The following is a 22,041-nucleotide window of genomic DNA, read 5'->3' on the forward strand; positions in this document are numbered from 1 at the left end:
TAGCAACATATTTTATCAATAATGACCTGCATGGTATGGCTACTCTGTTTTTAAGGCATACATTTTCTCTTCTACTTGTATATAATAATTTGCAATTTCTTGATATGCCTTCTCCCATGCCTGCAATATCTCTTTAGTTGCATTTTCTTGCAACACATTTTCAATCGCTTTTATCAAACATGCTCCAACGATTGGGTAATGCTCTTTCTTTACATTTAATCTAACATGTGTTTTGCCAATGGATTCTATTTGCGAATGAATTGTGTCTAGATTCTCAATATTCATTGCAGCATGTAGTATTGCCATGGCGAGTGCCTTTGGCTGCTTACCATTTTGTTGTTTTGTCATATCAAACATAGTTTTAACTTGTGGATATTCATCAAATAAGATTCTATAAAATTCCTTTGTGATTGTTTCACCATGTGTTCTTAAAACCGGTATTGTGCTTTTTACAATCTCTATTGTTTGTTTATCTAACATCAAAAATCCTTTATAATAAAATGTGATGTAATAATAAACAATAGTTTCAAAATAAAAATTGATATATGTTAATAATCATAAAATTATCTTTTAGAAGTCATAAAAATAAGCACAATATAGAATCTATATAAAGCCAATCTAGAGCAAAAGCCACAAGATTCTATATTATTTGAAAAAAAGGAGGGGGCAAGATAATGTCAAAACTACACAATTACAAATGTTTTCCATAAACTTTTTTGTATAAAAAGTTGAAAAAATCAGTGAAACGCCTAGCCTGTCGTCTCACTTTTGCATTTGGAAAATATTTTCCCATGAATTTTATAACCTTAAATAGAGGCTTTAAGTCTTGTGGGGGAATGTAGCGGTTTTCTTCTTCAGCCACATACCACCTCCAAGCTATATTTTTTAACCTCTCGTTTTTTCGCAAATTGACTTCTTTTGCTATAAAGCGTTCTACATCCTTAAACGGATGCTTGTCGCGTATCTTTTCAAATGCTTCTGTAAAACTTTGTATTTTATGGTTATTAAACATCTTTAATCGTGTAATCTCATTTAAATCAAGTTGCAATTCTTGTCGTATATCAGGGAATGACATACCCATTTGACATTTATTGCCTCTAGCATATTGTTGTTCAATATGAGAATCTCTATTTTTTACTACACCACACATCGTAAGATAAACAAAGGTTACCACATGGTTATTAAAACATTTATCTGGAAATATGCGATCTGGCAAAATGGTTAAAAAGTTATATAGCGAAGCAAGAGACAGCATAACATCTCTTGGTCCATAGATTGAAATATTTGACGCTCCAATATCCAGGGTATCAAAAATCTCATTAGATTCACACTCTTGAAGTTCTTGCAAAGTCGCCTCTCTGTCGTTTTGATGATATTTTATGTCCCCATCATTCCTTAGAGTAAAAATAAAGTCATAGGTAATATTATGGGCTACTTCATATTGTTTCATCATCTCAATTATTCTATATATGCCATAGTAAAAATGATATGCCCCACCCCTTGTTTTACCTTCATAATCTGTTGAATCTTGATTAACAATTTCGCAATGTTTAAAACATGGGTATTTTTTTTGCAAAGATTCTAAATCACCTTTATCTAATTTTGCTAAGTATTCCGTATTGAGCTTTTTGTATGTATTTGGAAAAAATTCATGAAAATTTAAATGATAAGCAATTTCATCTGGAATTTCATCATGTAGGGTAGGCTCTAGCATACGCATTACCCAATTTGTCCATCCACATAATCCCGGCCAAACTTGTTGCATATCCCAAGTAAATAAAAACACATCAGCATTTAAGGGTATAGCAAGGTTTGTAATAATATCTTCAAGTGTGGCTATATAATCACCACGCAAGATTCCATATAAACAAATTGCAAACTTTTTATATTCCGTGTGTGGTTTAGCAGTTATTTGTGGAATAAGATGAGATAAGTCTTTACACTGCTGAAGTAATATATTTCTGTAATGCCCTATATACTCCCTATAACATTGTGCTGCACCAATACTTCTTTCTTCATTGATTAGCTTTAAAAATATTGTAAAAGATGGTGGGCTTACTGGGGTAAAAAAGTCTTGTTGTTTTGCTATATCTGCTTTATAGAAATATTGCAATGTATTTTTAAGAAAATAGTTTCGCATTGTTTTGTTGCCTATGTCTTTCATGCAATTTTGCATAATGCAAAATGCGATATCAGCAGTTAAAGCATCAACTGCAATAAATCTATTGAGTAAAAAATTAGGATTTATTTTTTGTTTTAATTGAAAATTTGCATATAATGTTGCTGTGTCTACTTCTATATGTGTTTGTGTTAGGGCAATACCCCCCCCCCCCAATTTAATTTAGCGTTATCCCAAAATTGTGGACATTGCAATGCGTCGCTATTATTTTTAGAATCCGCTTTTATAAATTGCAATAGTTCATCGAGTTTCCCAATATCATGTAGAAATACACAAAAATCCATCTTCAATTCACTAGAATCTTGCGTTATATTGTCCTTATATAGAGTATATACTTTATCAAAGTCCCATGATTCCAATGCGGATTCTACATCCTCATTTATTTTATTTGTCTTTGTATGTTGCATTATTTTTCCTTATCTATAAAATTTTACCCAATACGACTATTTCTCATTGCTGACTCTAATGGGAATATATGTACGAACATAATAGCGTTGCATCCATGCGGATATATCTCTATTTGGCCACGCCCTTTCATCATCACTTAATCTCTGAAATGACAACAACATGGTTTCAACATCTTGCGGCGTTAATACAATTTCTTTTAAATTATTTGTTTCTGCATGTTGAAATAATGAAATAAGTGTATCTTGTGTGTTGAGATTATAGTATTTTATAAAGTTGCGCTCGAAGATGTTTACATTTTGCAATATCGCACAAAATACAAACCCAACAAGTAAAAAATTGCTACACCATGCTTTTACAATATTATCACCATTAGCAATCTCTAGTAGTGTTAGAATTAAGACGAGTGCAATAAGCATAACCTCAAACCACACACCAGGAACTTTAATACATGCAAATCCCACAACCCCCAATAATCCCACAAACAATGCGGCAATCTTGAGATACAAAATCTCTGTTATTTTTGCATGCTTTATGCAATACACCACAAGGTATATAAAATACAACAACCCAACACTAACTACAAATATGCTGAATGCGTTAATTTCCTTAAAAACATGCATCATATTTCCAAAAAGTGTTGTTTTTTCCATAACACCCACTTGAGTTTGCCCTCTGCCAGAAATCATTGTTAAAACAAATGCAGTTGGTACTAATATCAAGAATAACCCCATGTGATAATATGTAAAACATGAGATTCCAAAATTATCGCGTCTCCAATACATATAAAATGATAACAGCAAGGTTAAACCAAATATAGGTAGCGTTGATGGTTCTGTTTGAAAACTCGCCATATAAACTAGAAAAAATAGCAAACCGCTTTGCAGGTAAATATTGCTGCTTAAAAGAAAAACTTTTTTATACATAAAAAAATATAAAATAGGCAAAAATACAAGTAATGCTATACCGGCACTGCCAATATATGCCCCGGTCGTTACATAATCAAACCTGCCATTGATAATTAATAAAAAAACTAGAGAAACAAGTATAAAAATAGTTTTAAATTGTTGTTTACCATTGCACAGCCAAATAAACACAGAAGAGCCAATAAAAAACATTCCATAAAAAACAAGCGTAAAAAATGAAGCAAAAATATTAAATGCACGGATGGGACTCACACCTAAAGCAACAAGCATTTCTCCAAATGGTCGCATACTAAGAGACATGAAAAGATCTGCAAAATGTCTTCCTCTTTGCCAACCAATTGTTGTGTCATAAGGCATATAAAAGCTATCATATACTGAGCTCATAAGCCAATTATCCCCATCTAGCGACACCATACCGTATTGAACGACAAGAAAAAGCGATAACAATATAACATAAAGAATAAATAGATATGGATATACGGGGGGGGGGGGGTAAATGCCTGTATCTTTGTATACTGATTATATATATTCTTATTTACATAAATCTTGTTTATATAGTCTTGTGTTTTACTTACGCAAATGGGCAAACCACACAAACAAAAAACCACAACCACAAAACTTATAAGAAGCCAAGACAACACTTCATCATTCATAGAACGCATAATTGCAACTGGTCCTATACTATCTTCTGCAATCTTTTGTATGCTAACTAGATTTCCATATTTATCGCCATGAGTATTCATGTAAGCATATTCTATATCTTCATGCAAGTTATAGAAATCTGGATATATATTATAAATAAAATTTTTCCTAAAAATCTTACTATTTGGTGATAAAACAAAACTATATACATATTTATCAATCTGGGTATCAAGAAAAATATCTTCATTTGCAGGGTAATCATCAAATTTCTTTGTGTCTTTATGCTCTCTATTATAAAGATCTATTGTCTCATGCTTGTTTATGTTTATCTTTGTCAGATATGCGGTCGTATTACCTTGTGCTGAATATAGCACAACATAGAGTATTGATAAGATAATGCATATAGACATTGCGATTAGAAATTGCTTTTTAACTTTCATTATTAATCCCTTTTTTGCACTCAAAATGGCCTCAGATTATATCACATTTGTGTTAATATTCCCAGCATGACACACGATAAACAATATCTTACATGTAAAGTATAAAAGTAATATAAAATTTGCAACCCACTTTCCGTATCTCATGCTCTATAAAGTTACAATTACCTCGCGAGTAAGTATGGATCCTTTAAACATAATAATGCAATAAATTATCTAAAATGTAATTAGATTATTTGCGAATTATACATTTTCTCTTCTACTTGTATATAATAATTTGCAATTTCTTGATATGCCTTCTCCCATGCCTGCAATATCTCTTTAGTTGCATTTTCTTGCAACACATTTTCAATCGCTTTTATCAAACATGCTCCAACGATTGGGTAATGCTCTTTCTTTACATTTAATCTAACATGTGTTTTGCCAATGGATTCTATTTGCGAATGAATTGTATCTAGATTCTCAATATTCATTGCAGCATGTAGTATTGCCATGGCGAGTGCCTTTGGCTGCTTACCATTTTGTTGCTTTGTCATATCAAACATAGTTTTAACTTGTGGATATTCATCAAATAAGATTCTATAAAATTCCTTTGTGATTGTTTCACCATGTGTTCTTAAAACCGGTATTGTGCTTTTTACAATCTCTATTGTTTGTTTATCTAACATCAAAAATCCTTTATAATAAAATGTGATGTAATAATAAACAATAGTTTCAAAATAAAAATTGATATATGTTAATACTTGCTACTTTATTGCAATCAATCTTAATCTAGCAACTCACAAAAATCCCCCTCTACTCAAAAAAGCATTAATGTATTTGCATTGTGTATTGTTAAGTATTGTTCGACTTAGTTTGCAAGACCCTGTAAGGTTTAAAGAAAGTATATCTATGCAATATTCTGTACTGAATACTTAACTATGAAATTGTTGTATTCAAATGCATATTAAATGTAATCGTGATCTCAAAAGCACATAAAAAGATCTATATTTTAAGTTATAGTGTAAAAAAGGGTTAGCAGAATTAGAGATAATCGCTATTACCCAATGTAATAAAATAAAACTCATCCATATTGACAAGAAAAGATCTTGTGTTTTCGAGCATGGATTAAAGTTTTTCGCTTTGCAACAACTTGGCATAATGACTGCAAATATGCTTACAGAATCTTAAAATAGTAATTTTTGAGATTTGTCTTTTCTAGTCAGCTTGTTTGCAGGCTATATGCTTTGCCTTTTCTACCGCTTTGACACATGCGCGTGTAATAACGCCTTGCACGCTATTTTCATCACAATGAAGAAGTGCTTCCGCTGTTGTCCCACCCGGACTTGTAACGAGATCTTTTATCTCCTGCGGGCTTTTTTCTTTGAGTAATGCTGCCATGCCCTCAAAGGTTTTTTGCACGAGTTTTTGACTTGTTTCTAGCTTTAAGCCTTGCTTGACACCTGCATTTATAAGTCCTTGTGCTACAAGGGCTAAAAGGGCTGGACTGCTGCCATTTGTTGCGATACTTGCAAATAACTCTTCTTCATTTGCAACAAACTCACAATTGCCAAAACTTGATACAAATTGCGTGATTTGGGTTTGAATGTGTGCGTTATTTTTCTCATGTGCTTCTTGCATGTTATGACTATCCATCATAAGATTTAGCACTTTGCCTACTTCTTTAATACTTTGATTTTTTGCGCCATTTTGCTGCCATAATACTGCACTTGAACTTAGATTATAATGCGCTCCGACATTTGGCATAATAAGGGCGTAGTGGTATGACTGAATATAATTGTGTAAGATATTAGCATTAATACCTGCTAGCACGCTATACACAATATGAGCACGCCCATGAAATATAAAGGAATCTAGATTATGCGGCTTACAAGCGAGTAACACCATCTTATCATCGCACTCAATATTGCAGGTAGCCTCATAGGTAACATCGTGCAAAAACTCACTGCGACAAGCCTGCATACTCTCTTTAAGCCATGATTCTATTTTATGTGGTGCTCTACCTGTAATAACGATTTTTGTAATGCCTAGAATCTCTTTAGACTGCCGTATTAACCCACCTAAAATCGCCTTTGCCATATTGCCATAACCTACAACGACTAACTCCATTTTTATCCTTTATCTCGTAAAATACATAAAATCATAACATATTTTTGTGTGCTTCTTTAAGATACATTATGTTTAAGCCCTTACTAGATTCTATGTGTAAGTCAAGCCTTCATGCAAAGATATAGAATCTCAATAAATAGCAGTGATAAAAAATGCCTTGACTTGTTTTTTTTTTTTTGTAGGATTGCGACACTGCGAAATATGTATAAATCGCACTTAGAATCTTTTATGGAAAGGGCATATATGAAGCTTATTAAAAAAATGCTAAGACCCAAAAAAGCTAGTCAAGCAGATAATTACAATACAAGTCTAGCAGATACAATCAGCAATGAATATCCATCATTTTGTGCAAGAGCAGCGACTAATGATTCTGTATTTGCAACATTTAGGACAAATCCAGTATATATGCAAATACTAGAACATGTTGATGACATTATGGGACAAAAATATCTTGATTATATCCTGAAAACAAGGCGTTTTGAACCTAAAGACTTTGAGGGATTTAGACAAAACGATTGGTATGGTGGGGCAAGCATTCGCTATTATAAGGAAATAGGCTATATGTCTCCATCAACTCTGCGTTATATTAAAGTCTTAGGGGATTTAATAGAATCTTTTGGTGATTTAAGCAATAAGGATATTTGTGAGATTGGCATAGGCTATGGTGGACAAGCAAGGATTATTATGTCAATGTTTGATGTCAAAAGTTACACATTTGTGGATTTGGATTCTGTTCTGTCTCTTAGTAAAAAATACCTATCACATTTTAGCGGATTGGAAAACAAGCTACATTTTAAGCGTATGGAGGATTTAGAAAAAAGGGATTACGATCTCTTTATAAGCAATTATGCTTTTAGTGAGCTAAGAAGCAATATACAAGATATCTATATTGAAAAAATTATCAAAAATGCGAAACATGGATATATCACATTTAATAATATTGCACCAAAGGATTTTAACTATCCGCTAGAGCAATATGAAAGCCTATTTGGTAAGCAAATACATATAACAGATGAAACTCCAAATAGCCATCCATTAAACAAGATTCTAACTTGGTAAAAAATCCCATAGCAAAAAATTTTTATGCTGTAAGTAGTCCCAAAAGACAAATTGGGATTCTAAACCGCATGGATTCAATATGAAAAAACTCACATAAGGGCATTTTTACATTTGACTTTATATCAAAATTAGATTTTGCTAGCCTCTCTCATATTTCTCTTTATGATTTTTTGTAAAAACTTTATATTATCAAAACTTATGCTTTTTAGAATCTTCTACAATATCTTGGACTATGCTTTGCATGTTTTGTGCGATTGCATCGGTTTGATTTGCAATAGCTGCATTTTCCTGCGTAATAGATTCTAATTGATTTGTAATATCTCTAATATGTGCTATACCTTGTGTTTGGTCTTTAATGGATTGAGACATATCGCTTACTGATTGTATGAGTGCATTTGCATTTTGCTCTATCTCGCCTAAAGATTTATTTGTGCGTTCAGCTAGATTTCTCACCTCATCGGCTACGACTGCAAAGCCCCTGCCATGCTCTCCTGCCCTTGCTGCTTCAATAGCAGCATTTAATGCAAGTAGGTTTGTCTGATCGGCTATGTCTTTAATGATATTAATTACAGATTTTATCTCATCAGCCTCGCGTGTTAGCTCTCCCATAGAATCTTCAATGTGCTGCATAGATGAGTTGATGTTCTCAACAGATTTTGTATTCTCTTGCAAGGAAGTAACTTGAGATTGTGAGGTTGAAATAAGACTTTGCACCATGCTAAATAGCTGGTCTGCATTGCTGCCAAGCTGTTTTGCAATCTCACTAGAATCTCCAAGCATTGTGCTTATGCTTGTCCCTAAGTGGTTGATATTTGTTGCCATTTCTAGTATTTTTCCTTCTAAGCCATCAACATTTGCACGCATTGTATAATCGTTATTTGCATAAGTGCTTAGCGTATTGGACACCTTTGTAAGATGTAAATCAAGGATATTTAATAAATCATTAAAGATATTTTTTAGCTCATTAAACTGCGGTGAAGAAGTGTTTGCCCTGATTTGATTTGCAAAGTTACCATGTTTAGCTTCATTTGCTACCTGCAGTGCTTCATCAATGAATCGCTTATCTTCTTCTAACTCTTTATGTATGAGTAAAATATTTTCATTGATTTCTTGTGCCATTTTGCCTAACTCATCTTTTGATTTGACTTTTATTAATGGTGCGTTATCGCTCTTATGATTAATATATGCAAAGAAATTTTGTAACCCTTCAGATATTGTGCTAATAGGTGTTAAGAATTTCTGGATTACAACATAAATAACTACTATCATGATAAGCCCTATAATCACTAATGCAAGGATTCTCATCTCTAAGCCCTTGCGTGAATTAGCCACAACCTTATCCATATTTTCACCCGCACAAATGGAATAATGCACACTATTTTTATCGACATGACGACATACTCCAAGCCGCTCAACTCCACTTGAGGAAATATAGGTAAATGGCTGCATATCCCCTGCTTCAACAGCATATTGATAATATTTTTTAAGTCCCTCTGTTGTGTTTAATAGGCTCATGGTCTTATCAGTTGATACAAATACAGCTTGTTCTGAATCAAGCCCAAAGATTCTAGCAGGCATTTTATCAAACTGACTTTGTAAGTTTGATAGCGGCGTGTCAATGGATAGCACCCCTAACACTCTGCCATTTTTCACTAAGGGGATAGAGAAAGTAAAAGTAGGTAGTTTGCTTACAAAGTCTTCATACACAGGCGTCATAATCGCTGAATTACTTTGCAGTGCACTCTTATACCAACCTCTTGTCCTAGAATCATAGCTTTCCACTTTACCCGTGCCTTTTCCATAGGTTCTAAAAAGCACTTTTGCTGCATCAGATCTATATCACTTACAATCATACTGCCATCTGCCACGCCTATATATGCGGCTAGATGAGCCCCACCGAGTTTAAATCCAAATAAAAGTGGTCCCACATTTTTTACCAGTGCTTCTGTGGATTCTAACTTTTCTTCAGGGAGTGAGAGAATGTGCTTTGCCATAAGCTCTAGCGAGTCTATTCTATCTTGACTAAACATATCAGTAGCAAGACTTGCCATTTGCACATAATCTATCTCTGATTCTATGGTTTTTTCCAAAAGATTATTCTTGCTTGAAATCATATTGATTGTTTGCTGCACACCTAGCCCAATAAGCATTAACAACATAACGATAAGCGACACTTTTGACTTTATACTCTGCATACTGCTCCCTTGTAAAAATTTGTAGCATTGTAGCAGAAAAAATAAATAATAATGTTTCTTAAAAACACAATTTAATAACATTTTTCGTAATTTTTATTTGCTTATTACAATAATATTTCAAACGCTATATAAAGATATACAGCATTATAGAATATTGCGTCTGTAATGATGCTCTAACTTTGAGAATATAAAACTTAAAGGCAACAACACAATTAAATATGCAACAATAAGCAGAAAAAGAGCTTCATTTGTCTGCCCGTAGTTACTAATCACTTCTTTTGCGATAGACATTAAATCCTGCAGGGCAATAACTCCCACGATAGAAGTCTCTTTAATCAAAAATAGCACATTCGCACAAATTGAGGGTATGCTTAAAGGTATGCTTTGGGGGAAAATCACATAACGCAAAATCTGCATTTTACTAAATCCCAGAGACAAGGCAGATTCTATCTGTGAATGTCGCACAGATTCTAAGCCTAAGCGAAAAGATTCTGCCATGTAGCTACCACCTAGAAATATCACACCAATAACCGCACACCAAAAGTTTGGAATCTCAATCCAATACGACAAGCCAAAGTAGAGAAAAAATAAGTGTATGATAAGCGGGGTATTGCGTGATACCTCTATGTATATACGCGTTATCCACACAAATGGACGGATTTGATAGTAAAGCACAAGTGAAGCGATAAAGCCAAGCAATATTGCCCCAAAGATTCCATAACATGAGATTTCTAGTGTAAGCAATAATGCTTTCCAAAATAATGGCAATATGCTAATAATAAAGTCTATATCTAAAAAATTATTAAGATTCATAATATGTAGATTCCAAAAGTGTAATTATTTGTTTTAAAGTAAAGTAGTGTATAGTAAAAGTGTTAAGTAACTTTTAATTGATTGAATCTTTAGTTTGCATTTCTATAACTAGAGATTAAAACCCCTAATTTACAACAAAATAAGCTAAAGATATAAGAATCATAGATATGTTTCAAAGCTTTTATAATATAAATCGTGTGCTTCCTGTAAGGATAGATTTATATCATGTATTTTTATAGAATCTTTATTTGTTATATCTTTTGTGTTTATGTGTTTATTTGCTACCTTGCCAATTACACACAATGAAAGCCCTTTTTGTTTAGCTGTGTCGAAGAGATTTTTTACAGATTCTATATCTTTTATTTCACAGATAACTTGTGTATGATTTTCACTAAATAGCATGAGTTTATTTTGTGAGATTAACTTCATATAGTCTTTAGAATCTTGCAAAAGATTCTCATTATTTATAAAGTCTTTCGCTAAAACTTCTTGTATCTTATCTGTTAAGACTTCAATGCTAGTTTTCCCTAAAATTGCCATTTTGCATAGAGTGATAGCAAGTCCGCCTTGTGCTATATCTTTAGCACTCAAAATATACTTGTTTGCTATGCTTTGATTTAGAATCTCCCAAAGTTTGAGTTCAGATTCTAAGTTTATATCATGCAATATACCGCTATTTTTTGCACCGATTACTTTTTGTAATATACTGCCGCTAAGCTGCAATGAATTATCCATAACACCTAGCATACAAATATAAGAATCTTTGCTTACAAAATGGCTACCAATAGCCTTATTAGAATCTTCTAAAAGCCCAACGCTTACAATGCTTGGTGTAGGATATATGGCTTCATCATTTGTTTGATTATAAAGTGAAACATTACCGCTTACAACAGGTGTTTGTAACGCTTTACAAGCCTCTTTAATGCCCTCACAAGATTCTCTAAACTGCCACATAACCTCTGGATTTTCAGGGCTACCAAAGTTTAGACAATCTGTAATTGCTAAAGGCTTTGCCCCACTTAGCGCGACATCTCTTCCAGCTTGTGCCACTGCGATTTTAGCCCCTATTTTTGGGTCTAGATAGCAGTATCTTACATTACATTTTACACTTACTGAAATAGCTTTTTTTGAATCGTAGTTATGCAAGGCTACAAGACTAGAGCCAAGCATACCAGCCCCTTTAATCGTGCTAGCTTTGATACTATCATCATATTGATTATAAATCCATGATTTATCACATATATCAAGGCTTTTTAGCATACTTTTAGTTAGTGTGTTTAAATTAGTGCTACTGCATTGCATTGTGTTTATATTATCTGTATTTAACTGCTTTTGTAAGGCTTGGTTTGTAATATTTAAATCTAGGTTTTTACAAGATTCTAGATATTTTGGCTTTTGTATAGCTCGATTAAGCATAGGGGCATTTTCTACAATGGGAGCAATAGGCAATGTAGCACATAACTCTCCATGCCATAAAAGCTCCATTTTGCCTGTATTACGCACTTCGCCGACAATCTCTGCACTTAATTCATACTTTGCAAAAATATCTTTTATTTGCTTTTCTGTCCCCTTTTTCGCACACAAAAGCATTCTCTCTTGTGATTCTGATAGCATTAACTCATAAGGGGTCATGCCACCCTCTCGCATAGGAATCTTATCAAGCCACATTATCATACCGCTACCACTTCTACTTGCCATTTCAAAGCTTGAGCTTGTAAGCCCTGCTGCACCCATATCTTGAATGCCTACGATTAAATCTTTTTGGAAGACTTCAAGACATGCTTCTAAAAGCGATTTTTCTACAAATGGATCGCCAATTTGCACCGTTGGTCGCAATGCCTTACTAGCAGAATCAAAGCTATCACTACTCATCACAGCCCCACCTAAGCCATCTCTACCTGTCTTACTCCCAACATACATAATAGGATTGCCCTCGCCACTTGCTTTGCCATAGAAAATCTCATCTTGCTTTGCAATGCCTAAGCTAAACGCATTGACAAGAATGTTGCCGTTATAGCAAGATTCAAAGCTAGTCTCACCGCCAATAGTTGGTATCCCCATGCAGTTACCATAATGCCCGATACCCTCTACAACACCATGCAATAAATGGATATGCTTTTTTCTCATATTAGAATCTAAAATATCTCCAAAGCGAATGCTATTAAGATTTATTATAGGATTTGCCCCCATTGTAAAAATATCACGCAAGATTCCACCCACTCCAGTTGCAGCTCCAGCATTTGGCTCAATAAAGCTTGGGTGATTATGCGATTCTATCTTAAAGATAGCAGCTAGATTATCGCCTATATCAATAACACCTGCATTCTCTCCGGGACCTTGTAACACCCAGCTAGCCTCTGTTGGAAAGCCTTTTAGATAAATCTTACTTGATTTATAGCTGCAATGCTCACTCCACATTGCAGAAAAGATTCCAAGCTCAATGAGATTTGGCTCTCTCTCTAAAATTTCTACAATTTTTTCATAATCACTAGAATCTAGTTTATGCTTTTTTAGGATAGAATCTAATTGTTCCTTTTTAATACTCCATTCGCCCATATTATCCCTTTTTGAAAGTGCAAATATTTACTCAAAATAAAACAAGGATTTTAACTAAAGTTTGCAAGGAAATAGATATGCAAAATTATATTTTTTTGGTTTTTAAAAAATTTTTAATCATTTTTTGACTTTTTTTTGACTACAATAATAAGCATAACCTTTTTACATTAAATGGAGTCCATAGCAATGAAGTATATTAAATTCTTTAAAGAGTTGAATAATAGAGATGTTCCCCTTGTAGGTGGTAAGAATGCAAGCATTGGTGAGATGTTTCAAGAGCTTGTCCCCGTTGGCATTAAAGTCCCAGATGGCTTTGCAATCACAAGTGATGCGTATTGGTATTTGCTTAAAAGTGGTGGCATTGAGGATAAGATAAAGGATCTTTTAAAAGATATAGATTATACAGAAATGGATGTATTGCGTAATCGTTGCAGTAAGATTCGAGAACTTATTTTTAGCACCCCATTACCCCAAGATTTAAAAGATGAGATTTTTCAAGCTTATGATATGTTAAGCCAAGAATACAATATGGCAGAAGCAGATGTTGCAGTCCGCAGTTCGGCTACTGCTGAAGACTTACCTGATGCAAGTTTTGCAGGGCAGCAAGATACATATCTAAGCGTTAAAGGGAAAACAGATTTAGTGCATTATATTAAATCCTGCTTTGCTTCACTTTTTACACATAGAGCTACAAGCTATCGTGCGAGTAAGAATTTTGATCATTTTAAAGTTGCTTTAAGTGTTGGTGTGCAAAAAATGGTGCGTTCCGATAAAGGTGCAGCAGGTGTTATGTTTAGTATTGATACAGAGACGGGCTTTAAAGATGCAGTATTCATCACTTCATCATGGGGGCTTGGGGAGAATGTCGTTGGTGGGACCGTGAATCCAGATGAATTTTATGTATTCAAACCAACATTAAAAGAAGGGAAGCGACCTATACTGAAACGCAAACTCGGCACAAAAGATGTAAAAATGGTATATGCCCCAGCAGGTAGCGAAAAGCCTACAATGAATGTAAAAACAACACATCAGGAAATGGAAACATTCTCAATCACTGATGAAGATGTTTTAACACTTGCAAAATATGCTATAAGTATTGAAGAACATTACACAAAAGAAGCAGGTGAGTATCGCCCTATGGATATGGAATGGGCAAAAGATGGACAAAGTGGCGAGATTTTCATCGTGCAAGCACGACCAGAAACAGTGCAGAGTCAAAAGACAAAAAGTGGTGCTAAGATTGAGAAATTCCACTTTAAAAATCCAGATGAAGAGCGTGAAGTCGTTTTAAAAGGTATGGCGATTGGCACAAAAATTGGCAATGGTAAAGTAAGAATCATTAACAACATAGAGCACATGAATACCTTTAAAGAAGGCGAGATTCTAGTAACTGATAATACCGATCCAGATTGGGAACCAGTAATGAAAAAAGCAGCAGCAGTTATTACAAATCGTGGTGGTAGGACTTGCCATGCAGCTATTGTTGCGCGTGAAATTGGTGTGCCAACAATCGTTGGTGCACATGGTGCAACAGAAAGGCTCTATACAGGTATGGAAGTAACAGCATCATGTAGTGAGGGTGAAGAAGGACTTGTATATGCAGGGATACACCCCTATGAAATAGAGACTATATCGCTTGATCATCTTGGCAAAACAAAAACAAAGATTTATATGAATGTTGGCGATCCCGCTAAAGCATTTGGCTTTGCACAGATTCCAAATCATGGTGTTGGCTTAGCGCGTATGGAGCATATTATCTTACACCAGATTGTAGCACACCCTTTAGCCCTGCTAGATTTACAGAATGATAAACCTATACATAATCATGATGAGGTATCAAAACTCATACATGGCTATGATAATCCTAAAGATTTTTTCATTAAAAAGATCGCTGAGGGCATGGGTATGATCGCAGCAGCCTTTTATCCTAATCCAGTGATTGTCCGCACAAGCGACTTTAAAAGCAATGAATATCGCGGTATGATTTCAGGGGAGCATTACGAACCACAAGAAGAAAATCCAATGCTTGGCTATCGTGGTGCAAGTAGATATTACTCTGAACAATATCGCACCGCATTTGAATGGGAGTGTCAAGCCTTAGCAATGGTGCGTGATGATATGGGGCTTACAAATATGCGGATTATGATCCCATTCTTACGCACACCAGAAGAGGGCAAAAAAGTGCTTGAGATTATGCGAAGAAATGGCTTAGAATCTGGCAAAAACGGATTAGAAATCTATGTTATGTGTGAATTACCAGTAAATATCATTTTAGCTGATGACTTCTTAAGCATGTTTGATGGCTATTCTATCGGGTCGAATGACTTAACGCAGCTTACACTAGGCGTGGATAGAGATGGCGATTTAGTCAGTCATATATTTGATGAGAGAAATCCTGCTATGCTAGAAATGTTTAAACAAGCAATACAAGCATGTAAAAAGCATGGCAAATATTGTGGAATCTGTGGTCAAGCACCAAGCGATTATCCAGAAGTTGCCGAATTTTTAGTGCAGCAAGGCATTAGCTCCATTTCACTCAATCCAGATTCTGTTGTGAAAACTTGGGAACGCATAGAAAAACTTGAAAAAACAATGCAAAAATAAAGGGACAATATATGGAAAAGCAAAAACCAAAAAGTTATTTACGAAAAATCTCTGATGCAGCGATTTTGGGTGGTATGAGTGCAGTGCTAGTCGCAGGACTGCTTGGTTGTGATAGTGGTTCAAATAATGCCGACACAGCACAGCAAGTAAGCAAAAAGCAGGGCGTTACTGTTACCCTGCAAGAAGAAGCTGATGGTAGCTACAAGATTATTGATGAACAACCAAGTAGTGATGGCGATACGACAATTATTGTAAAAGATATGCAAGGCAATAAGAGAATTTTAAGCAAAGAAGAAGTTGATGCCCTTGTCGCTGAAGAAGCAAAAAAGATTGATAATGGCACAAGCACGCTCACAAGCGGTGATGGCGGTGGGCTTGGCATTGGCGGGGCTATCCTTGCGAGTGCGGCTGGTGCGTTGATTGGAAGCTATATTGGTAATAAACTTTTTAATAATGCAAATTATAAAGCAAACGCACAAAGAGGATATAGCTCACCTTCAGCCTATCAAAGACCACAAACTAGCACCCCGCGAACTACTAGCCCAAGTAGCAATACAACAGCCACAAAAGCAACACCACAAAATGCAAAAGGCGGCTTCTTTGGCGGCAACGCAAATACTAATAAACCAACCGCAACTTCTTAGATTCTACACTTTGAATTCTAAGCATTCATATTTTTCCATGTTTTAGAGTATTAATTGGGAAGATAGGTAATGTTTGTTTTGTAAAATAATTGTTAGATTTTAAGGTTGTGGTTTCATATGTGAAATAAATGTATGGCCTTGATTTGATAATCAAAAAAGCGGGGCAGAATCTCTTTAATAGCTTTATGAATAAAGATATTTGATTTATTTTAGGAACTAAATATTTTCTACAATTCTGCATAAATCATACAAATCCAGAAATCATATCCTACAAATAAGTCCTACCCCCGCGATATGCTTTTACCCAATAATTCGTGTTGAGATTTGCTATTGTTACCTTTTTACCTTTTCCGGGGGCGTGGATAAATTGATTGTTGCCAATGTAAATTCCCACATGATTGACTTGTTTCCCATTGTTTGTGAAAAATACTAAATCTCCCACCTTTAGATTATTTTTTGCTACAAACTTACCGCTACCATATTGCTCAATTGAAGTTCTAGGTAGCGTCAGCCCATTTAGCCTATATACTGCCCTAACCAATCCACTACAATCAAAACCGCTAGAAGTCGTCCCTCCCCATTTATACGGCACGCCTATATATTGATGTGCATCTTTTGCGATATTTTTTCTCACCTTATCATGTGTCTTTGGCTTATGCTGATTTATCGCATAGCTTTGGGGACTAATGATAAAAAAGTCATCAATAATAGACTTTTTTTTGTATGTATTTGCGATTTTTCTTGCAGTTTCAGAATCTTTATAGTTGCCAAAGCGGACTTTATACATTCCTTTTTCTTTAAAAAAGAACGCATCAAGCCCTTGTTTATTAAGATAATCAGCAAGATTCCCAGCATTTTTTAACTCACTAAAACTTCCAACTTGTATGCTATATGCCACATGTTTTACTTGCTCTTTTGCAAGTAGCAAAGCACACATAAAAGCCATTATTACACTGATAAAAGATATTTTTTTCATGTCCTTCCTTTTTCATGTCCTTCTTTGAAAAAATAAGAGATTATAGCCTAAAGCCCTAAATAAAATACTACTCATAACGCAAGGCGTCAATAGGATCAAGCTTTGATGCCCTTTTTGCTGGTAAATATCCAAAAATCACACCAATAATAGCTGAAAATAAAAATGCACCAAATGCCACCCACATATCAAACACAAAAGGTATATCCATCTTTATTGCCACACCCCATGAGATAAAAAAGGCTAAAATGATCCCAATACTACCGCCGAGCGCGCTGACTACAACAGATTCTATAAGAAATTGCAACAACACATCTCTCTCTAATGCCCCAATAGCAAGGCGAGTGCCAATCTCTTTTGTCCGCTCCGTTACTGACACAAGCATAATATTCATAATCCCAATTCCCCCCACAATTAAGCTAATGCCCGCAGCAGAACTCAAAAATATAGATAAAATACGCATAGTAGCCGTCATATTCTCTTCAAACTGCTTTGTATCCATAATATCAAAGGTATCAATCTGCCCCTGTTTAATATTTCTATGCTCTCTTAATATATGCCTAATCTCATTGCTAAGACTGCTAGAATCTGTATTATCTTTCATCGAAACCATGATTCTATCGATACTATAATTACTTGTGGCACCCGATATATCACGCAAATAAGTCTTAAAGGGGAGTGCGATAAAATCATCTTGATCATTGCCAAAACCCCCTTGCCCTTTTGCCTTAAATACACCAACTACTTCGCAAATGCTTTTACCAATACGCACTTTTTCCCCAAGCGGATTAGAATCTTTAAATAAAGCAAGACGCGCACTCTGCCCCAAAATACACACATTGGAGCTAGAATCTTCAGTATTAAAAAGGCGACCAAGCCCTATTTGCCAATCCGCTACTTCAAAATAGCTATTTGTTACACCGCTAATTGTAGTCCTAGTGTTTAAGCCTTTATATTGTGCGATAGCACTCGTGCTTGCAATGGGCGCGATACTTTTTATCGATGAAGCTAGTCTAGATTCTAGAATCTCAACTTCTTTATGCGTAAATTTCTTACTAAGAGAGCCACCGCCTGTATTCAGCCTAAAAGCTGGGTGTATAACAAGCAGGTTGCTACCCATACTTGCGATTTGCATTTGCACCTTTTTTGTCGTGCCATTCCCTAAAGAAATCATAACAATCACAGAACCAACGCCAATAATAATCCCTAGCATTGTCAAAAATGCCCTTAAATAATTTCGTGAAATCTGCTGAAAAGCAAGCAATATCGCATTCCAAATCATACATACCTCATATTTTTTAATCCTATATTTCAAGTTTAATTATAGGATATTTATGGAAATTTTTCAGCACATAAACATTAGCAAACATGGCTTATCACTGCATTGTGTTTATTTTTAATATAAGCACCCTTCAAATGTAAAAACTACAACAATAATTACACGAACTTTTTACTTAAGGAAATTATCTTGCTTTGAAATTCAACACGAAATCCATACCCAGATTAAAATATAAGAAAAATTCATTGTGATACAAAAATAATGTCAATTTTAATCCCTCGTGCATATGTATATTTACAAACATAAAGTAGAATGCCAAAAAATTTAAGGATTTTAAGTGGCTTATCATTTTTTACTTCAACAAGTTAAAGCTATGTGTGAAAATGTAGAGATTATATCGTTTGATATTTTTGATACATTGCTTTTGCGTCCATATATACGACCCACAGATTTATTTCTCCATTTAGAATATCTTTATAATAGACCAAACTTTACTGTGGCTAGAATATGTGCAGAGGCGTATGCACGCGATACATTAGCTATTACCCCCCCCCCCCCATTGTCATGATGTAGAGCAGACTGGACGCAACGAAATTACTTTTGATTCAATTTATGAAAACATAGAATCTAAATTTTACGATTTAAAAGATAAAGAGTTAGAACTAGAATTACAAACATTGCAACCAAATCCTGAAATGCTGGAGGTTTGGCAGTATGTTAAATCTTTAGGTATGCAAATTATTATAACAAGCGACATGTATCTACCAAAACAATTTATTGCAAAGCTATTACATAAAAATGGTTTCATAGATTATAAACACCTTTATGTGTCAAGCGATATTGGATATACAAAAACAAGTGGCTTACTTTATGATTATATTAAACGCGATTTATCCATGCAGCCATCCAAGATTCTACACATAGGCGACAATTATCATTCAGACATAATTCAAGCACAAAAACATGGTTTCCAAACCCTCTTCTATCAAAAGATAATGGAGAGATATTTACATGAGGATAAGCGATCTAGTCTCTTATATACACATTTTCCAAAAGATTTAGGTGCTTCGATTTTATTAGGACTAAAGGCGTTGCATTGGCAGAAAAAATGCCTTAATCTCATACAAGAAAATTATTGGGAAAATATAGGATATGAATATGCAGGGGTAATAGGGTATGCCTATATGCAGTTTGTTGCAATGAAAGCAAAGCAACATGATATAAAACACATCCTTTTTGTCGCTAGAGATGGCTATACGCTACAAAAAATATTTGATATAATGCAAACAGATATACAAACAAAATATGTATATGCCCCACGATTTTTTAACCTAATCTATACTTTGCAACATAAAAATGATGAAAATAAAGCCTTGGCTATTCTCAATTTTCTCGCAAATAAATATAAGGATATTCAAAATCTCAAGCAGCAAAATATCCATAGTAGTGCGTTGGAGATTCTAAAAAACAATCAGCAAATCTTTGAAAATGCGGCACAAGAAGAGTTTGGGCTTTATGCAAACTATTTACAAAAGATATTAGAGACTATGAGTATAGATTCTAAAAACTTAAACACAAAGATTACCATCGGTATGGTTGATACAGCAACAATCGAGTTTTCAGCACAGAATCTATTGCAACAAACCCTCAAATTTTTATGTGGCAACAAAGAAAATACGCCGAATATATACGCAAACTACTGGCTATATTGGGGATATGAACATATACGAAATAAACTACCACCGCATTCATTCTTTAGCGCGCAACAATATCTATCAAGCTATCATCCACAAAGGTGGGATTTTGTAGAGTTTCTTTTAACAAGCCCAGAGCTACCCATAAAAGGCATAGATTCTAACTATCAACCAATCTATGATGACAAACCAAACAAACATGAGTTAAAAAGACAGAGTGTATATCCCCACATTTCTGAACATGCAGTTTTGTTTGCACAAGATATTCGCAATATATTCGGCAATACAAATGTATATTTTTCTGCACAACTTGTAACGGCGTATCTTGATTATTTCTATGAAAATCCAACGAATGAAGATATTGAAAATATGGATTCTATCTATCATTGTTGTGATAACACGCATGACAACTACACGCCGCTTTTTACACAAAAAATAGAGCTTAAAGATTTTCTCATATCATATAAAAAGACAAAAAAGCGATTGTTGCAAACAGATTGGATAACAAAGAAACAATCCATCATGCTTACCGCATTTGATCTTATTGATGTAAAAATGCGTGGGATAAAGAATATTGAGCTTCATATTTTACCCCGTTTTCCACCCTGTTTCAATACTTCTATACAACTCATTGGATACAGCACTATAAAATTTAGCATTGGGAGAACTTCACATGAATAATAACATATTTGATTATTCTTGGTATTACAGCCATTGGCACTCAGATACAGCAGAATCAAGACAAAATGATATAGATTATGCAAGTTGGCTTTTTCAAACGCAAGGTATCTACCCCCCCCCCCCATAGGATTAGATTCAAATATACTTGAGATTGGTTGTGGCATGGGGAGATTTTTGCTGCATTTAAAAGAGCGGGGTTATAAAAATCTCACTGGCATTGATATTGATAAAAGTCAATATGAAATCGCAAAAAGGGAAGGATTAAATGTTTTCTTAAGCGATGCTACCACTTTTTTAACCAACAATACATCATCATATCATGCAGTTTATGCATTTGATGTGTTAGAACATATTAATAAAGAAAAGCAACTTGAGTTATTACAACTTATTTTTAAGCAGCTTCATGACAATGGTATGCTTGTCATACAAGTGCCAAATGCACTCGCACCTACTGCTACATATTTTCGCTACAATGATTTTACACATACAATAAGCTATACAGAACATTCACTAGGCTTTCTCTTACATAACGCTGGATTTCATGACTTTTGCATACAACCTACACATAATGAAAGTCTTGAAACACAAGCCCTGAAATCACCATGGGCAAGATTATATAGACATGAGTTTGGGCTAGAAAATCTCATATTAACACCAAATCTCACTGCGATTGTTTTTAAAAATAAAGAATCGTATCAAAGCTGGAAAGAACACGCCCCAATAATAAAAAACCTATATGAAGATAATAATACTAAGGACAATACATCAAAACTAAAACATTATATAAAAAGAAAATGGAAAAAGTTCTATAAAAGAAAAGGGTGATAAAAGTAAAGCAAGAGCAA

At 34.5% G+C, this 22,041-nt stretch carries 20 protein-coding genes; 7 read left to right on the plus strand and 13 right to left on the minus strand.

The annotated features are described in order from the left end of the window. Positions 1–39: 39 nt before the first annotated feature. From XJ32_RS10785 to XJ32_RS10810, 7 genes are all read right to left on the minus strand, one after another. Entirely contained in the window at positions 40–480 is a 441-nt protein-coding gene (locus XJ32_RS10785) for a globin domain-containing protein (protein ID WP_077389714.1), read from the minus strand. 211 nt (positions 481–691) lie between these two features. After that, positions 692–2,335: a hypothetical protein gene (locus XJ32_RS10790; protein WP_254422375.1), complete on the minus strand. Its 1,644-nt coding sequence runs from the start codon at positions 2,333–2,335 to the stop codon at positions 692–694. Continuing rightward, entirely contained in the window at positions 2,311–2,586 is a 276-nt protein-coding gene (locus tag XJ32_RS13040; RefSeq protein WP_254422376.1) for a hypothetical protein, read from the minus strand. Before XJ32_RS13040 ends, XJ32_RS10790 begins: the two co-directional genes overlap by 25 nt. 36 nt (positions 2,587–2,622) lie before the next feature. Then, positions 2,623–3,894 carry a hypothetical protein gene (locus XJ32_RS10795; RefSeq protein WP_034563946.1) on the minus strand — a complete coding sequence of 424 codons (1,272 nt, stop codon included), beginning with the start codon at positions 3,892–3,894 and terminating at the stop codon, positions 2,623–2,625. Between the two features lie 17 nt (positions 3,895–3,911). Beyond that, positions 3,912–4,592: a hypothetical protein gene (locus XJ32_RS10800; RefSeq protein WP_077389717.1), complete on the minus strand. Its 681-nt coding sequence runs from the start codon at positions 4,590–4,592 to the stop codon at positions 3,912–3,914. A gap of 224 nt (positions 4,593–4,816) precedes the next feature. Then, positions 4,817–5,257, minus strand: coding sequence for a globin domain-containing protein (locus XJ32_RS10805; protein ID WP_077389719.1), 441 nt, complete (start codon positions 5,255–5,257; stop codon positions 4,817–4,819). Positions 5,258–5,786: 529 nt separating this feature from the next. After that, a complete protein-coding gene (locus XJ32_RS10810; protein ID WP_077389721.1) occupies positions 5,787–6,698 on the minus strand; it encodes a pyrroline-5-carboxylate reductase dimerization domain-containing protein in 912 nt (303 codons plus the stop codon). Positions 6,699–6,941: 243 nt separating this feature from the next. Here XJ32_RS10810 and XJ32_RS10815 point away from each other — a divergent pair, with 243 nt between their 5' ends. After that, positions 6,942–7,757: a putative sugar O-methyltransferase gene (locus XJ32_RS10815; RefSeq protein WP_233708427.1), complete on the plus strand. Its 816-nt coding sequence runs from the start codon at positions 6,942–6,944 to the stop codon at positions 7,755–7,757. 189 nt (positions 7,758–7,946) lie between these two features. On the opposite strand, the gene XJ32_RS13270 is transcribed toward XJ32_RS10815, so the two are convergent. From XJ32_RS13270 to purL, 4 genes are all read right to left on the minus strand, one after another. Next, entirely contained in the window at positions 7,947–9,539 is a 1,593-nt protein-coding gene (locus tag XJ32_RS13270; RefSeq protein WP_302475936.1) for a methyl-accepting chemotaxis protein, read from the minus strand. Continuing rightward, the gene (locus XJ32_RS12500) at positions 9,470–9,952 is read right to left on the minus strand and encodes a hypothetical protein (RefSeq protein WP_217332052.1); all 483 of its coding nucleotides are present in this window, start codon (positions 9,950–9,952) and stop codon (positions 9,470–9,472) included. The genes XJ32_RS13270 and XJ32_RS12500 overlap by 70 nt, the downstream gene beginning before the upstream one ends. Positions 9,953–10,096: 144 nt before the next feature. Further along, entirely contained in the window at positions 10,097–10,765 is a 669-nt protein-coding gene (locus XJ32_RS10825) for an amino acid ABC transporter permease (RefSeq protein WP_077389723.1), read from the minus strand. Between the two features lie 159 nt (positions 10,766–10,924). Continuing rightward, entirely contained in the window at positions 10,925–13,321 is a 2,397-nt protein-coding gene (purL, locus tag XJ32_RS10830; RefSeq protein ID WP_077389725.1) for a phosphoribosylformylglycinamidine synthase subunit PurL, read from the minus strand. A gap of 186 nt (positions 13,322–13,507) precedes the next feature. On the opposite strand from purL, the gene ppsA reads away from it, so the two are divergent. Both ppsA and XJ32_RS10840 read left to right on the plus strand, forming a co-directional pair. Then, positions 13,508–15,925, plus strand: coding sequence for a pyruvate, water dikinase (gene ppsA, locus XJ32_RS10835; protein ID WP_004084268.1), 2,418 nt, complete (start codon positions 13,508–13,510; stop codon positions 15,923–15,925). 11 nt (positions 15,926–15,936) lie between these two features. Continuing rightward, a complete protein-coding gene (locus XJ32_RS10840) occupies positions 15,937–16,569 on the plus strand; it encodes a UPF0323 family lipoprotein (RefSeq protein ID WP_077389727.1) in 633 nt (210 codons plus the stop codon). A gap of 268 nt (positions 16,570–16,837) precedes the next feature. Here XJ32_RS10840 and XJ32_RS10845 read toward each other — a convergent pair whose 3' ends face one another. Then, entirely contained in the window at positions 16,838–17,545 is a 708-nt protein-coding gene (locus XJ32_RS10845) for an NlpC/P60 family protein (protein ID WP_004084579.1), read from the minus strand. A 67-nt stretch (positions 17,546–17,612) separates the two neighbouring features. Next, positions 17,613–18,824, minus strand: coding sequence for an ABC transporter permease (locus XJ32_RS10850; RefSeq protein WP_077389729.1), 1,212 nt, complete (start codon positions 18,822–18,824; stop codon positions 17,613–17,615). A 334-nt stretch (positions 18,825–19,158) separates the two neighbouring features. Here XJ32_RS10850 and XJ32_RS10855 point away from each other — a divergent pair, with 334 nt between their 5' ends. From XJ32_RS10855 to XJ32_RS10865, 4 genes are all read left to right on the plus strand, one after another. Further along, the gene (locus XJ32_RS10855; RefSeq protein ID WP_034580112.1) at positions 19,159–19,389 is read left to right on the plus strand and encodes a hypothetical protein; all 231 of its coding nucleotides are present in this window, start codon (positions 19,159–19,161) and stop codon (positions 19,387–19,389) included. A 109-nt stretch (positions 19,390–19,498) separates the two neighbouring features. Continuing rightward, a complete protein-coding gene (locus XJ32_RS10860) occupies positions 19,499–21,196 on the plus strand; it encodes an HAD hydrolase-like protein (RefSeq protein ID WP_077389731.1) in 1,698 nt (565 codons plus the stop codon). Continuing rightward, positions 21,189–21,323 (plus strand): hypothetical protein, encoded by a 135-nt coding sequence (locus XJ32_RS13275; protein ID WP_267892852.1) that lies wholly within the window; start codon positions 21,189–21,191, stop codon positions 21,321–21,323. The genes XJ32_RS10860 and XJ32_RS13275 overlap by 8 nt, the downstream gene beginning before the upstream one ends. After that, positions 21,281–22,021 carry a class I SAM-dependent methyltransferase gene (locus XJ32_RS10865; protein ID WP_155761520.1) on the plus strand — a complete coding sequence of 247 codons (741 nt, stop codon included), beginning with the start codon at positions 21,281–21,283 and terminating at the stop codon, positions 22,019–22,021. Before XJ32_RS13275 ends, XJ32_RS10865 begins: the two co-directional genes overlap by 43 nt. The last annotated feature ends 20 nt before the right edge of the window (positions 22,022–22,041 follow it).

Origin of the sequence: Helicobacter bilis, assembly GCF_001999985.1 — a bacterium.
Classification (GTDB): Bacteria; Campylobacterota; Campylobacteria; order Campylobacterales; family Helicobacteraceae; genus Helicobacter_A; species Helicobacter_A rappini.